This is a genomic window from Bacillus sp. OV322 (assembly GCF_900112495.1).
Taxonomy (GTDB): domain Bacteria; phylum Bacillota; class Bacilli; order Bacillales; family DSM-1321; genus Peribacillus.
This window is the reverse complement of the sequence record NZ_FOMA01000006.1, coordinates 116,988-131,335: the sequence shown is the minus strand read 5'-3', so window position 1 is coordinate 131,335 and position 14,348 is coordinate 116,988. Positions and strand designations below refer to the sequence as shown.

13 protein-coding genes are annotated in these 14,348 nt (G+C 37.0%); 5 read left to right on the top strand and 8 right to left on the bottom strand.

Annotated features, from left to right (window positions below; genetic code table 11):
• Window positions 1-20: 20 nt before the first annotated feature.
• Complete coding sequence (locus BM126_RS15915; RefSeq protein WP_256213136.1) at window positions 21-1,250, bottom strand: ATP-grasp domain-containing protein; 1,230 nt, start codon at window positions 1,248-1,250, stop codon at window positions 21-23.
• A gap of 766 nt (window positions 1,251-2,016) precedes the next feature.
• Here BM126_RS15915 and BM126_RS15905 point away from each other — a divergent pair.
• The 3 genes from BM126_RS15905 (at window position 2,017) to BM126_RS15895 (ending at window position 4,428) form a co-directional block, all read left to right on the top strand.
• Complete coding sequence (locus BM126_RS15905) at window positions 2,017-2,685, top strand: YheC/YheD family protein (RefSeq protein WP_256213159.1); 669 nt, start codon at window positions 2,017-2,019, stop codon at window positions 2,683-2,685.
• Window positions 2,686-2,789: 104 nt separating this feature from the next.
• Window positions 2,790-3,566 (top strand): YheC/YheD family protein, encoded by a 777-nt coding sequence (locus BM126_RS15900; protein ID WP_177201460.1) that lies wholly within the window; start codon window positions 2,790-2,792, stop codon window positions 3,564-3,566.
• An 85-nt stretch (window positions 3,567-3,651) separates the two neighbouring features.
• Window positions 3,652-4,428: a YheC/YheD family protein gene (locus BM126_RS15895; RefSeq protein WP_177201459.1), complete on the top strand. Its 777-nt coding sequence runs from the start codon at window positions 3,652-3,654 to the stop codon at window positions 4,426-4,428.
• Between the two features lie 121 nt (window positions 4,429-4,549).
• On the opposite strand, the gene BM126_RS15890 is transcribed toward BM126_RS15895, so the two are convergent.
• Both BM126_RS15890 and BM126_RS15885 read right to left on the bottom strand, forming a co-directional pair.
• The gene (locus BM126_RS15890; protein ID WP_090990431.1) at window positions 4,550-4,936 is read right to left on the bottom strand and encodes a C40 family peptidase; all 387 of its coding nucleotides are present in this window, start codon (window positions 4,934-4,936) and stop codon (window positions 4,550-4,552) included.
• A 502-nt stretch (window positions 4,937-5,438) separates the two neighbouring features.
• Window positions 5,439-6,779, bottom strand: coding sequence for a YheC/YheD family endospore coat-associated protein (locus BM126_RS15885; RefSeq protein WP_090990430.1), 1,341 nt, complete (start codon window positions 6,777-6,779; stop codon window positions 5,439-5,441).
• A 266-nt stretch (window positions 6,780-7,045) separates the two neighbouring features.
• On the opposite strand from BM126_RS15885, the gene BM126_RS15880 reads away from it, so the two are divergent.
• On the top strand, window positions 7,046-7,822 hold the full coding sequence (locus BM126_RS15880; RefSeq protein ID WP_177201458.1) for a YheC/YheD family protein: 777 nt from the start codon (window positions 7,046-7,048) through the stop codon (window positions 7,820-7,822).
• A gap of 120 nt (window positions 7,823-7,942) precedes the next feature.
• Here the strand turns inward: BM126_RS15880 and BM126_RS15875 are convergent, their stop codons facing one another.
• From BM126_RS15875 to BM126_RS15865, 3 genes are all read right to left on the bottom strand, one after another.
• A complete protein-coding gene (locus tag BM126_RS15875) occupies window positions 7,943-8,872 on the bottom strand; it encodes a C40 family peptidase (protein ID WP_090990428.1) in 930 nt (309 codons plus the stop codon).
• A gap of 829 nt (window positions 8,873-9,701) precedes the next feature.
• Window positions 9,702-9,827, bottom strand: coding sequence for a hypothetical protein (locus BM126_RS22925; protein ID WP_256213134.1), 126 nt, complete (start codon window positions 9,825-9,827; stop codon window positions 9,702-9,704).
• Between the two features lie 490 nt (window positions 9,828-10,317).
• Window positions 10,318-10,968 carry a PAQR family membrane homeostasis protein TrhA gene (locus BM126_RS15865; RefSeq protein WP_090990630.1) on the bottom strand — a complete coding sequence of 217 codons (651 nt, stop codon included), beginning with the start codon at window positions 10,966-10,968 and terminating at the stop codon, window positions 10,318-10,320.
• A 356-nt stretch (window positions 10,969-11,324) separates the two neighbouring features.
• Here BM126_RS15865 and BM126_RS15860 point away from each other — a divergent pair, with 356 nt between their 5' ends.
• Window positions 11,325-11,906, top strand: a complete 582-nt coding sequence (locus tag BM126_RS15860) for a DUF2087 domain-containing protein (protein WP_090990426.1) — start codon at window positions 11,325-11,327, stop codon at window positions 11,904-11,906.
• 101 nt (window positions 11,907-12,007) lie between these two features.
• Here the strand turns inward: BM126_RS15860 and BM126_RS15855 are convergent, their stop codons facing one another.
• Together BM126_RS15855 and BM126_RS15850 are read right to left on the bottom strand one after the other, a co-directional pair.
• The gene (locus BM126_RS15855) at window positions 12,008-12,622 is read right to left on the bottom strand and encodes a cell wall hydrolase (RefSeq protein WP_090990425.1); all 615 of its coding nucleotides are present in this window, start codon (window positions 12,620-12,622) and stop codon (window positions 12,008-12,010) included.
• A gap of 110 nt (window positions 12,623-12,732) precedes the next feature.
• Entirely contained in the window at window positions 12,733-13,965 is a 1,233-nt protein-coding gene (locus tag BM126_RS15850) for an MDR family MFS transporter (RefSeq protein WP_090990424.1), read from the bottom strand.
• Window positions 13,966-14,348: the final 383 nt, after the last annotated feature.

Sequence of the window (14,348 nt, the reverse complement as noted above, 5' to 3'; positions counted from 1 at the left end):
ATCTGCAACAAAACAGAAAATTATTCTTTCTTTAAGTGGAACTTAATTTCTTTTACAGCATTTTTAGCAAATCCCTTTGCTTCCTCCATGCTCTCCCCCGTTGCAATTACATAGGCATATCTATGCCCCATTGATAGGGGAGGAAGAAGCAGCGTTCCTTTTCTTGGTTTTACATATACATCAACGACTTCAGGGGACCTTCTAGCTCTGCCCTTCCCAGACACTCTCGCTAATATTCCCTTTTCTGAAACAATAAGATATTGGGTGAACACGAATTTCTTATGTTTCGGTACTAAGGAGGGACTGCCACCTAATTGTAATAACAGTGTTTCTTTAACTAAACTAAAGCCAAAAGCAGCTTGTATCATTTTATCCATTGCGCCCCCAGAAATTCTTGGATTGATTTCAATTAGCTTCCATCCATTCTTATTACGTCTTAATTCCAGATGCAAGGCCCCATTAATGATTCCGAAATGATTAACAATAGACTGAAGAACCCCTGCTATTCCCTTTTCGATTTCGTCAGGTATTTTTGCCATTACCCCATAGCCTGTAATAATAAATCTTTTTCCTTTCGTAATTTCTTGCTCAATAATGCCAGCTATCATCACCTTACTTTTGTAAACGACTGCCTCTACTAAATACTGGTTTCCATCAATATATTCCTCTATAATAATGGACTCATTCGGCTCTCTTTCTCTTAGCATGAGTGTATGCCTTTTTAATTCTTCTTTACTTTCAGCTAGCAGCGCATCTTTTGAACCTGTAGAGTTTGGTGATTTGACCATGACAGGAAAAGTAAGCTTCGATAGGATTGATTTGAAAGAGATCCCCTCTCTGGGTTTAATGATGATAAATTTTGGCGTGTAAGACTGGTTCATTAAAATTGATCTTGTTTCTTCCTTGCTATTCATCTTTTGAATAGCTGTTGACGAAAAATAGTTCTTACAAAATTCATCACAAAGAAGGGAAGCCGTATAAACATATGAATCTATAAAACTGACAATCGTTTTGAATTCCAATCCTTCTGATCTTAATCGTTTTATTTCCTCCTTCATTTCAGAGAGGTTGTCCGTATCAACAAAGATCATTTTATGAACATCCGTGTACTCTTCTCTCTGCTGCATTTGCTTTTCGTTTTTAGTAAAAACAACGGTAAAGTAACCTAGGCTTTTAGCTGCCGCGATAGCATCTCTGCTTGAACCTGATTTATTCGTGCCTATAAAAAGTATCGTATTCAAAAGGCCCACTCCCTTTAAAAATTTAAATCAAACTATCTCGATATATATGTTTATGAAACGTACTCAAATTTGTATGGTTATCTATAACTATACAAGCCAATTTATTATATAAATGCTGCTTTAGCTGGAAATTAACTGAATAACCGATATAGTGATAACGAACATTGAAAAATCACTAGTTATCTATACAAGCAATGTAAGTGTCTGAACATAGAATATCGGTAAGGAATGGAGTGAAAGTTACAATGAATCGCCTCTCTGTAAAAGAAATCAGAACGATTATTGATTGAAAACTAATCCAAGGATCTGATCATGTAGAAGTCCAGTATGGCGCCTACCGGCTTAAACAAATAAAGAAAAAAATACAATCTTATTTGCAAAATATAAAATTAAAAATTGGGAAGATCTGAAGGTTTTTTTTCCGTTGGTACTTGTCACACATAAAAAGTACGAGAATAGTGGCCACCTGGATAATAAAACCATCATCCAAGTAGAATCTGCAGAAAAGGCATACTGGAAGTTTCTAAATTATTACCGAAACCAGTTTGATATTCCAATTGTTGCCGTAACCGGGACTAAAGGTAAAACAAAGACAAATTGTATCCATACTTGCAGCAAAAAAATCAGGAGAGTCCTTTCCTGATTTTCATACTGTTGTAATCGATATCTTATATGATCTGAAAGGGTGGATATGAATTCAAGATACGATGCTGCATTTTCAAAAAAGTAAATGGAGCCAGTTTCAAACACTCTCTACAAATGATTCAATCTCTCCATTTGTACCGAAAACGGATTTACTTACAACACCTTTAATGAATACTTAAATAAATATAATGATATGAACATTAAGCCTTTTGTTAGCCAACAAGGATTAGGAATTGCAAAAATCACTATGTTAAATCCTTTTCATTATGAAATCCACTTTAATAACAGAAAAGTAACAAAGACAAACATGGATGAAGCCTATGATTATATTAAAGGGAAAGATCTTTTAAAGAAATCTTACATTGTTCGGGAAAGATTACCGTTAGCAGAGATAGATGGTTGTCCAATAGATATTAGAGTCATTACTCAAAAGGAACATTCATCCTGGAAAGTAACCGAAAAAATTGTAAAGGTTGCTGGTAAAGACTTCTTTATAACCAATGCCGCCCAGAAGCTGTTGAATCTTGATCAAGCAATCCAAAGCCCAAATTTATCAATTTCAAACAATGAACAATTAGAATATGAAATAGACAGAATCTGTATTTATGCAAGCAAACTATTTGAAGAAAACCATCCTGATATTCATATAATTGGGTTTGACATTGGGATTAGCCCCCAAGGAGATATTTGGATTTTCGAAGGAAACTATAAACCAAACCTAGCCATGTTTTTTGGACTTGAGGAAAAAGATACGTATATATATAAGGAAGATCATCAAGAGGCAAACAAAGCCTACTGACTAAAAATAAAAGATAATTTTTCTCATACACTTACCCAATCGAGATTACTGTTTATCCATACAATAAATATGTATAACCACAACAGATAAATGAGGTGTACGTATTGAAGGAACGTCTTGGAAAATGGAGGCAATATTCGCTCTTTAGTGAACATCCCTTACTCAATAAAAACATTCCCGAAACAAAGCTTTTTACAATTAAAAACCTATCTAAGTTACTCGAACGTTATGAATATGTCTATTTAAAAAATAATAGAGGCGGGCAGGGGAAAGGAATTTATAAGGTCTTTAAAGATACCCATGGGCTCTATTGTTTTAACGGCTACACCCTGAGTGGTGAAAAAATACAAAAGAGCGTAGTCACGATTGAAGATTTCCTTCCTGTCCTCCATCCAATTAAGAGATTTGGAGGATATATCGTTCAGGAGGGTATTCAGAGCTCGACTCCGGAGGGGCATCCGCTAATCCTTAGAGTTCATGTTCAGACTCTTAAGGGAAAATGGTTGATTGGTGGAATGTACGGAAAGATTGCAACGGAAGAAACAATGGAAAATGGGGTGATTAATAGAAACCGTGGAGCTCAAGTAATGACGGTAGATGAATTGTTAACAGCCCATTTGAAGATGGATGAAAAAGAGAAGGACAAAATGATTAAAATTATAAAGAAAACCTCCATTTTAGCTGCTGAAGTAGTTGCGCCAGCAGTTCCACATATAGAATATGGAGTTGATATCGGTATCAAACAAAACGGGGATCCGATTATATTTGAAATCAATACAAGCCCAGGAGTCGGCCCTTTTTCCAAGATTGACAATGGGGAAATGGCGAAACGAATTAAATCTATTCGGAAAATGTACCTAAAAGATTTAAGAAACGGGTAGGCTGATATTATGGTTCGATTCCAATAAAGAAAGTCGTACGATGAATATACTGTCGAAGCGTTCCAATACAAGTGAGGTGTATGTATTGAAGAATCAACTAAGAAAATGGAAGCAATATGTACTGTTAGGTCAACATCCCATAATCTCAAAATACATTCCCGAAACAAAGCTCTATACTATCGAAAACCTTTCTAATTTACTAGAACGTTATGAATATGTCTATTTAAAAAACGATAGAGGTGGTCGGGGGAAAGGGATTTATAAAGTTTTTAAAAGTAACGATGGGCTATACTGTTTTAACGGCTACACCTTAAATGGGGAAAAAATACAAAAAAACGTCGTCACGATTGAAGATTTTCACCCTGTACTACATCCAATTGAGAGATTTGGAGGATATATTGTTCAGGAGGGCATCAAGAGCTTGACTCCGAATGGATATTCGCTATCCATTCGAGTTCATGTTCAGACTCTTAAGGGAAAATGGCTTATTGGAGGAATGTATGGAAAGATTGCAACGAGAGAAACAATGGAGAATGGGATCATTAATAGCAACAGTGGAGCTCAAGTGATGACGATAGATGAATTGTTATCGGTACATTTGAAGATGGATGAAACAGAGAAGAATAAATTAGTTAATCGTATAAAGGAATTCTCCATATTAGCTACCGAAGTGGTTACATCAGAAGTTCCACGTATAGAATATGGAATTGATTTTGGAATTAGTCAAAGCGGGGATCCGATTATATTTGAAATAAATACGAGTCCAGGAGTCGGCAATTTTTCCAAGATTGAAAATGGGGAAATGCGTAAACGAATAAACGCGATTCGGAAAATGCACCTAAAAGATTCAAGTGACATGTAAGCAGAATTTATGTTTTCGATAAAAAAAGGAAGCATTCGCAGCTATTTCGCAAACGAATGCTTTTTTTTACTTTTCCTTAAAGGCATGTACAATTTAGAATCTAACCGGGTATTTCATTAGATTAGAGTACACGCTTAGCTGTCACAAAGTTACTTTTGGACCAATTAGAATCTAAGCTTTCTTTCACAACTGAACCTGAGTCAGATAAATACACATATTCATTATTTCCAATATAAATCGTGGCATACTTAATCTTGCTTCCCCCACTTTGCTTTAGGAAAATAAGGTCGCCCTTTTGCAATTTTTCTTTTTGAACTTGTACACCTTTCTCTGCTTGCTGACTGGCTACTTTTGTTTTCAGGTCAACACCATGTTGTTTAAAAATGTAATATGTGGAGCCTGCATTTGTGAAGGTTAATGATTTTTCATCGTAAATATTTAATTGATATTTCACGTTATTCATTATATTTAAAGTATAGTCTACAATCTTATCTTCTGACTTAAACATAACTGGTGGCTGAACGATTTTGTTTTTCTCTTAATAAACGCGCTTTGCCGTAATATAACGCTGATCATATAATCAGATAAAAGGACTCTCGAACTAATTCCTTTTCGAACTAAGGACAAGCATACGATGCTCTTATCCTTCTGATGTAGTTATTATCTCAAATACCAATTTTATCGAAAATGTGTGGTAAAACTTAACATTACCCATCATGACCCCACGAGCCTAGACATTATTGGGTTATAGAGAGTCTTTACAATTTCATTACATGTGTTACATCAGATGTTGATTGCCATTTTTCAATATTTGTGATTGCAAAAATAGATAAAGAAAACTCGTCGAGTCAACCTCATCGCTGACAATTTATACTTTCCTAACGTGCTAAAAAGCAAAAAGCGTCAGACACCGCAATAGGAAACTTCCATCCTCGGTTTCTGACACCCATGTTCTTACTGCCCGTTAATCTGTGATAAATTCGGTCTGAAAATGAAAAGACCATCTCGCATCATTCTAAATGATCACTGAAACCAGCTACCCACTTTGAATAGTGTAACGGGGCTGCTTGCGTATGGTCATAAAGCTGAAAATCATTTGCATCAAGAGCGATAGTCATATCTGGATACCGATTATTTATTTCAATAATCCAGAGGTTTTTATCTTCGTCCATGCCAATATCAACACCTATATAGCCTAAATGAATCTCTTTTTCCTCCAAAAATTTGCAGCACAAAATAGATTTTTGCTCCATTTCTTTATACTTTTTAAAAGCCTCATTGTAATCATTGTTATAAATTCTAACTAAAGTATCCCACGTTTTCTCCGCTGAACCCCCGCTTGATATGTTGCTGACTATACTATCTTTCACCCCATACCTCGTTATCATACCAGGGACAACCCAGGTTCCGTTTTGGTCTTTAACAACTATCACCCGAAAATCTATGATCCGATCATTCGATTTTAATAAAGGAATCCTTTTTTGAAAGATATATTTTTTTAGATTCAATTCTCCAATCAAATACTTTTCCACTGCATCCCAGGTATCTAAAACCATGGTCCTATTTAATCCATCTAACCGGTAATTTACTTTATAATTTTTCCTTGTCTTCTCCAGCTGATAAATTCCCTTCCCTTGACTTCCCGTAACAGGCTTTAAGTAAATACATCCGCTTTCGACCATTAGCTTCTTTACTTCCTGGAGATTCACCGCCAAACCGGTCTTTGGCAGGCTTCGGCTTAATTGATCATTCTTAGAAAGCCGTTGCCATATTTCCCATTTATTAAAAACATGAGAGTTAAAGTATTTAGAACCTATTAAATTTTGTAATAATTTCCTGTCAGCTTCCTTTAATGTCTTCCGGCAAAATAAAACTGACGGAAATGGAAAAGTCCCTTTCGTAAATTCATTTTCAATTGAATTATAGGCAAAACCATTCACAATCTTGTTCTTTTCGTCAATCCCATCAGTAGTTATCAATAAAATGAGACCGTTTATATGCTGGTAATCAATGAAATATTTTTTATAGTAATCTATATTTCTCCTTGGCATTTCATTTACTTGCCCTTTTATAAAAAGCCCGATAATAGGGCCGATTAATAATGTCTCTTCTTTAACTATTACTTCATAGTTAATTGAATCCGGAAGAGAAAAACCCGCTAGAAGGTCAGCTGATATATGAATTACTGCTTTATCTTCCTGATGCTTTCTTAAGGTAACTGCAGTTTTTTCTATAATCCCTATTGCTACATTAATCACTTGAAGCTTAGAAATGGATAGTTTTTTTAAAACAGTCGAATGAAGTGAGATTGAATGGCTAGATGTGTGATCAGTTAGGATGGTAAACTTCATCTAATCCCTCCCTCTTAAGCGTTCTTCTTTCATTTTGAAAAGACGATCCTTATCAATAACAATAATGAAATCACCTTGATATATATACTTATGAGGCTTTTTTATTTTTGTATGGTTATCTATCCTAAATCAAGTTAGTAAAAAAAAAAGGCAGCGTTTGTATGGGTTTGATCTTTTTAATGGTACCTCTAAAGCAATCTAATTAGTTATCAGTACAAGCAATGTAGATATATTGAACATAGGATGTTACAAAGGAGGTGAATTTATTGAAGGATCGATTAGGAAAATGGAAGCAATATACGCTATTAGGTCAACATCCCTTACTCTCAAAACACCTTCCAGAAACAAAGCTCTATTCAATCGAAAACCTATCCGAATTACTTGAACGTTATGAATATGTCTATTTAAAAAATAATCGAGGTGGTCGAGGGAAAGGGATTTATAAGGTATTTAAAAGTAACGATGGGCTCCATTGTTTTAACGGCTACCCTCTAAATGGGGAAAAAATAAAAAAATGCGTTGTCAATATTGAGGATTTCCACCCTATACTACATCCAATTGAGAGATTTGGAGGATATATTGTTCAGGAGGGTATCAAGAGCTTGACTCCGGATGGGCATCCGCTATCTATTCGAGTTCATGTTCAAACTCTTAATGGTAAGTGGCTTATTGGAGGGATGTACGGAATGATTGCAATCGGGAAAACAATGGAAAGTGGAGTCATTAATATGGACCGCGGAGCTCAAGCTATGAGGCTAGATAAATTGTTATCGGTACATTTGAAGTTGGATAAAACAGAGAAGAATAAAGTAATAAATAGTATAAAGACAATCTCCATTTTAGCAGCTGAAATGGTGGCATCCGAAGTTCCACGTATAGAATACGGAATTGATCTTGGTATCAGTCAAAGTGGGAAACCGATTATATTTGAAATCAATACAAGCCCTGCTGTCGGCCTTTTTTCCAAGATGGGAAATGGGGAAATGGGGAAACGTATTAAAGCTATTCGGAAAATGCACAAAGAAAACCAAATCGACATGTAGGCGGATTTTCTAAAGGAATTAAAAAAAGAGGCATTCGCAGTTATTTCGCAAACGAATGCTTCTTGTATTTTTTCTAAATGGACACGAGTTAGCCTAACCTATGTATTTAGTTTTTTTCTATTAAAATACGCGCTTTGCATACATATAATGGCTTTTATAATTATCGGATAACAGTACTCTCGAAATAACTCCATCTGAGCTCGGCACGATAATACGGGAATCACCCGTATAAATAGCTACCCTAGTCGGTGTGCTAGAACCCACTGTGCTATTAAGGAAAACTAGATCACCTTTTTTTAAGTACGAACGAGAAACGGTTTTACCTAATTTAGATAGGTCGCTTACTGATGTTTTTCCTAAATTCACGCCATTTAACTTGTAAATATAGTTAACGTAGCCCCCACCAGTAAACTTCATGTTTGCTTCATCATTCACGCTTCCCATTTTTACCTTGTTCATTAAATTATAAGCATCTTCTACAAGATAATCCGCTTTTGTTGCTGGATTAGATGGCAATAAAGATGGCAGCACTCTTCGGGCACTCATATAATTATCTCTATAAAAGGACGTACTGTTTAAATCAGAGATCGTAATATTCAGTTTTGCATTTGCCATGTGAAGTATTTTATTATCTCCAATATAGATCCCTACATGGCTTGGAAGCGTTGCTGTAGGTGAACTTCTAAAGAAAACTAAATCACCTTTTTGCAGTTGATCTCTTGGCACAAACGTTCCCTGCTTAATCATATAATCTTCGTCGCGATTACCTAGATCGATCCCATTCTTCTCAAAAATAAACGCGATGAATGAAGCACATCTAAACTGAAGTTTTTCGTAGTTGTATGTTGTTGAGGCATATGTTGCTTTTCCCATTAAACTCTTACCAAAACGAATGATGTCATCAGCCTTGGCATCCACAGCTTTTTGGTTATTATAAACATTAACCGTTGCTGCTGAAACCTCTAATGGCTTGATTAGGCCGGGAACTGCTCCTAATGTACTAAATCCAAGTGCAAATACAAGTGTTGTTGTAACTAAACGCTTATTCATAAGTTACCTCCTGATGTTTTTTCTAGCTTGTCCTGATTTTAACATGGAAATGAAATTTGCCCTTAAGCCAATATCCACCAACAGAAATATTACAACTGCTCATGCCCTGTCCTTAAAGGGATTTCCTTTGATTATTACAGTTTAGTTACACTAAAGTAAACATTGGAACTCTGCGGAAATAACCATTTTTTTCAAATAAAAAAATACAAACCAATCGGTCTGCCTCTTTCATTTACATTCACATATACAGTCCTTATTTTTTTCTAAACAGATGAATGAGAGGTTCTAAATCACAATAAGCAACAGAGGCTTTGAAATAACGATTGAATTAGGCGGGACAAATTGGGGCAAGTCCATTTTCGCTTCATCAACATGTTTATAATAAGATAATTTATCAGGGGAGATGCCCATTGCCCTAGCTTCATGACAATATTCTTTCGCCCATTTTCCGACCGCTACCAATCTATTAATCGTTAGGCCGCCGATTTTTTCACCTATTTGACGATGAACTTTTTTGGGTATGCTTCATTCGTATGAGGGTTCTCCATATCTCCTAAAACAAGAATAATAGGTCTCTTAGGCAAATATGGGACTTGGCTTAATAAAAGGTTAGTGGAGTCTGGATTAGCATTGAATTTATCATGGACGACGGTAATATCATTTAAGAACCTGAAGCTGGCCCTTTATAGGAGAGAATTGAGCAATCCCCTGTTAAATCTTCTTAATTGGTACTTGAAGCTCTAACCCTACAGCAATCGCCGCTAATGCATTTGCGATATTATAACTGCCAAAGGTATTCATCATACAATCAAACTCAAAGTCTTTTCCTTTACAGTAAAGCAACTTTAGAAATTTTTGTAGTATACATTTGTTGCTCGAATGGTATTTCCTTTTGAAAAACCAAAAGTGATAATTGCTCAACCATTTCCGCCTTACCTTTGATTATATTTTCCATTGTACCTAGTCTAGTTAAATGTGCCAGGTGAATGCATGTAACCACCTTGAAAAGTTTTTTTCACAGTAAAAAGCCACCTAAGTTCTTAACTAGGTGACTTGGATATATGTTTTTTAAGCTTTTTATATATAAGCATTTATTTTAATAAACATCATATGCCTTCCTAGGAAGCGGAAGACTGGAGGCGGTTGCAAAGTTACTCATGAAGGCATAAAAAAAAGGCTCTTTCTGCAAAATAAAGAAACCTTCCGAAATATACAGGGATGACCCTCAGTTAACGCTTTCATCACATGAAAACCAGTTAGACTAAAGAGCCATCACTCGGTCTTATCCCCATAAGTCCGTATAAATGCAAAATATATAATAACCCCTTTGCACAGTACGATTATACTACATTTTTTTATATATGACAATTTTGTGAACAAAACTGGAAAACAAAAGACAGCGAATAACTCCCCTTAAAACCAGCAGTTTCACTGTCTATGACTTATTATGCATCTATTGGTAGAACATAAAGAAGTACCGCAAAAAAGTGGGCTGCAGAGCCTCCCAGCACAAAAAGATGCCATACAGCATGATGAAAAGGAAAACCTCTCCACACATAAAATATTGCACCGGCAGTATACATAAGGCCCCCGAATATGAGCAAATACATGCCATTAGGCGGAAGCGCAGCACTAAGGGGACTCCAGGCTGCAACTATCATCCAGCCCATAACCAGATAAAGAAGCGTGGATAAAAACAGGAATTTCTTCACAAAAAACGCTTTAAAAATGACTCCTCCCGCCGCTATACCCCAGACGATTCCAAGCAATGTCCATCCGAGAACCCCGTTTACACAAATAATCATAAATGGTGTGTAAGTGCCTGCAATAAAAAAATATATGGCTGAATGATCAAAGATTTCCAACAGGTCTTTAGCTCTGCCAGGAGGAAAGCTATGAACCAGTGTAGACGCCATATAAAGAACAAGCATGGAAATTCCGTAAATGATGGAAGCAGCCAGATGCCAAGGTTTTCCTTCTTCTGCTGAATAAATAATCAAAAAAACTAATGCAGCTATGCTGAGCATGGCTCCAATACCATGGGTTATGGCATTGACCAGCTCTTCTTTTTTCGTATAAACATGTGTATCGGCCAAAGCATTCACCTTCGCTTTCACTTTATAAGAGCCCTTTCAGGACGGATGAGTTCCGCTGGTTTCAGTACCCTTTGTTACAGCTCTAGAGCAACAATCATAAATACTGCCATCACGGCTATTTTTATCTGCTCTAAGTATACCCCGATTGCCCACACCATAAAAGATGGAATAATCACTAAGGTCCAAAATTTTTACCGATTGGCCAACACACTATCCGTATCACCCTTCACTAAAGATAATGTTGCAGTGTCCCAGCCTGCAAACAAGTTTCTCCTGCATTAACAAAAACGGTTGCAAGCTCAAACTAATTCGACTATCATCTAATTAGATAACAATCGAATTAGGAGGTGTTATTCTTGCAGCTTGATAAACTTATTGCTTTTCACAAAACAATGGGTGATGCCCAAAGGATCAGGATTGTCACTCTTCTTGCTTCAGGACCCAAACATGGAGGGGCCCTTGCAGGAATATTGGGTATAACACCGCCAACGGTTTCCCACCATCTCTCCAGGCTGAAAGAAATAAATATCATAAAAGACAGGAGAGATAAAAACACCGTTTATTATTTCTTGAATGAAGATGTCCTTCATTATTATTCTGAGGCATTGCCAAAGCTTATTTCAAATAGGGAGGAAGAAAAAGTGACAGATGAAAAGACTGTGGAATATAAGAAGATCCTGGACAATTTCCTTTCCAAAGATGGCCGTTTAAAAACCATCCCTGCACAAAGAAAGAAAAAATTGGTCATACTCGATCACCTTGCAAGCGGCCTGGAATCCGGGAGAAGATACGAGGAAAAAGAAATTAATGAATTTATAACAAAATTTCACGAAGATTATGCCACCATCAGAAGGGAATTTATCATAAACGGAATTATGTTCAGGGAAAACGGCATTTATGAACTAAATCCAAAAGAATTATGGGCCAGCATTGAATAATATTCTGTTTTAAATGATATCCCTTCAATGTATTCCCTTTTGCTGGACAGGTGATATACAAAACAGCCATGAGCTTAAGCACTCATGGCTGTTTTACCCCATTAACCCTGCCCTACGGCAAAATGATGGCCGCCGATTACTCTGACTACCTTCAATGTTCTCATCCATTTGCTCTTAGTCAAGCTGGGATTGTAAAAATACAATTCTTTATAAGTATATCCCTGGATGGCTATTGCTTCATTCACTGCACGCTTTGAATCAGACCCTGCCTTTTTATTGATGCTGCCATTTGAAACAGGCTCGAATTGGTTCTTCTGATAAATGACTCCATGAATGGAATCCGGAAACTGTTTATTATGAACGCGGTTCAGTACCACTGCAGCAACCGCCACCTTGCCTTTATACGGTTCTCCTTTTGCTTCGGCATTCACAAGTCTGCCAAGCAGCTCTTTATCATGATTGCTGATAGGAGATTGCGGGATTTCCAGCACTTTTCCAGGTTCAGCCACATTGTTATCATTATGGTTCACTTTTTTTAGTGACTTAACAGATACTCCATATTTTTTCGCGATTTCCCAAAGATTTTCTCCCTGTTTAATCGTGTGTTTTTTCACTGGTACAGCTGCATATGTTGAATGTTCTGGCACAAACGTCAATACCACAAACAATATTATTCCAAGAGACATTATGAACGCCTGATTGCGTATTTTTGTCATGATCCTACCTCCTTGTTAACCAAAAACAAGGATAACAGAGGAACGAAAAAAAAACAGCGCTTAATATTTCCCAAGGAAATAGAGGAAATCATTCCAAGCTTTCGTTTAAGTTAAAGCACATGCAGCTTTTTGTCACCCAGGTTATGCGCCTTTTTTCTTTTCAGCAGCATATGTACATAAAAAAACAATGGTACTCCAATAAAAGCAGCAGCACTTAATGTACCGAATAAGTACATCGGCTTTCCTGCTCCAAAGGATTGAAGCAGATATCCTCCAAGCAGCGGCCCTAAAACATTGCCGAGCCCATTGAAACCCATTGCCCCAAAGTAGGTTCCTTTTAAAGATGGATCGGCAATTTCATCAATAAAAATATCAGTCATGCTGAACATAAGAACTTCACCGACTGTAAAAAGAAGAATAAGGACAATCAGGGATGCAATATTATGTGCAAAACCAAACCCAATCAGTGATAAGCAAATGACAAAGTTCCCTGCCATGATCGACACCAGAGGTGATAATTTCTTTCCAAGCTGTACCAGCGGATATTGGATCAGAACGACCGCCACAGCATTCAATGCGAGAAGATAGGAAAATACTGCCACACCATTTTCAAACGAAGACTCTGAAAAATACTGAGGAAGTGTGGAATTGAACTGGGAAAAACCTATGATGGAAAGAATCATGGCTAAAAGTGTCAATGTGAAGATTTTGTCTTTCCTGATTAGTGATAACGCTTCGTTTAATGCAACACGATTCTCTGAAGTCCTCCTTTTTGGGACATAATGCTTTAAAGAAATGGCCAGAGATATTCCATATAATATATATATACCCGACGCTGCAAAGAAGGTTGCCGTAGAGTGTGATGATCCAAGCTTCAATCCAAGAATAGGGCCAAAGGTCACCCCCACGTTAATCGCTGTATATCTTAAATTGAAAATCATCAGCCTGTTTTTCGGTTCAGTGATATCAGACAGCAGAGCCCGTGAAGATGGTTCAAACAGCGATTTGCATAAACCATTCAATGAATTCATGATAAAAAAAGCAATAACACTATGTGCTGCCCCAAACCCGGCAAATACTGCTGCCCACAAAAAGACAGAAATAAGAAGGATATTCCTCCTCCCGAATCTGTCGGATAAATATCCTCCAATGAAGCTTGAAAATACGCCCGCCAAGGCACTTACTGCCACAATCGCACCTGCCTCGGCGGGTGACGCATGCAGGGTTTTGGTCAAATATATCGCTAAAAATGGCATGCTCATGGATATAGCCATCCTGCCGAACATTGTTCCAATAATAATATTCCAGCCAATCGGGCCAACCTCACGAAATATTCTGCTCATATAATCCCCATTTCCTATGTATATCCGCTCTTTCTCCGGACTATATAATCCTTTTGATACATGACATGTAAGCCGTTAAACAATTGACTATTTTCTGATTTTATTGTTTATTTTCCATACCGTCAATCACTCTCTTAAAAATATTTAAATATTTTCAGGCTACTTTCCTATATTTTGCTGCTAAAAACAAAGTGGTTAATTTAATTTCCGTTCCATAATGTAAACTTTGTTGCTATGGAATAAGGGGTTGATTTCCGCTCCAGGATGCTCGCTTTCCGCGGGGCGGGCGATGAGCCTCCTCGGCTTCGCCTGCGGGGTCTCACCTTCCCGCTAATCCCGCAGGAGTCTCGCACCTTGCACTCCAATCAACCTCATTTAAAAAT

Bases quoted from the DNA above. Each gene is read 5' to 3' on its own strand.
- BM126_RS15890 (WP_090990431.1), bottom strand. From the start codon at position 4,936: ATGTTTAAGTCAGAAGATAAGATTGTAGACTATACTTTAAATATAATG.
- BM126_RS15885 (WP_090990430.1), bottom strand. From the start codon at position 6,779: ATGAAGTTTACCATCCTAACTGATCACACATCTAGCCATTCAATCTCA.
- BM126_RS15875 (WP_090990428.1), bottom strand. From the start codon at position 8,872: ATGAATAAGCGTTTAGTTACAACAACACTTGTATTTGCACTTGGATTT.
- BM126_RS22925 (WP_256213134.1), bottom strand. From the start codon at position 9,827: ATGGAAAATATAATCAAAGGTAAGGCGGAAATGGTTGAGCAATTATCA.
- BM126_RS15855 (WP_090990425.1), bottom strand. From the start codon at position 12,622: ATGACAAAAATACGCAATCAGGCGTTCATAATGTCTCTTGGAATAATA.
- BM126_RS15850 (WP_090990424.1), bottom strand. From the start codon at position 13,965: ATGAGCAGAATATTTCGTGAGGTTGGCCCGATTGGCTGGAATATTATT.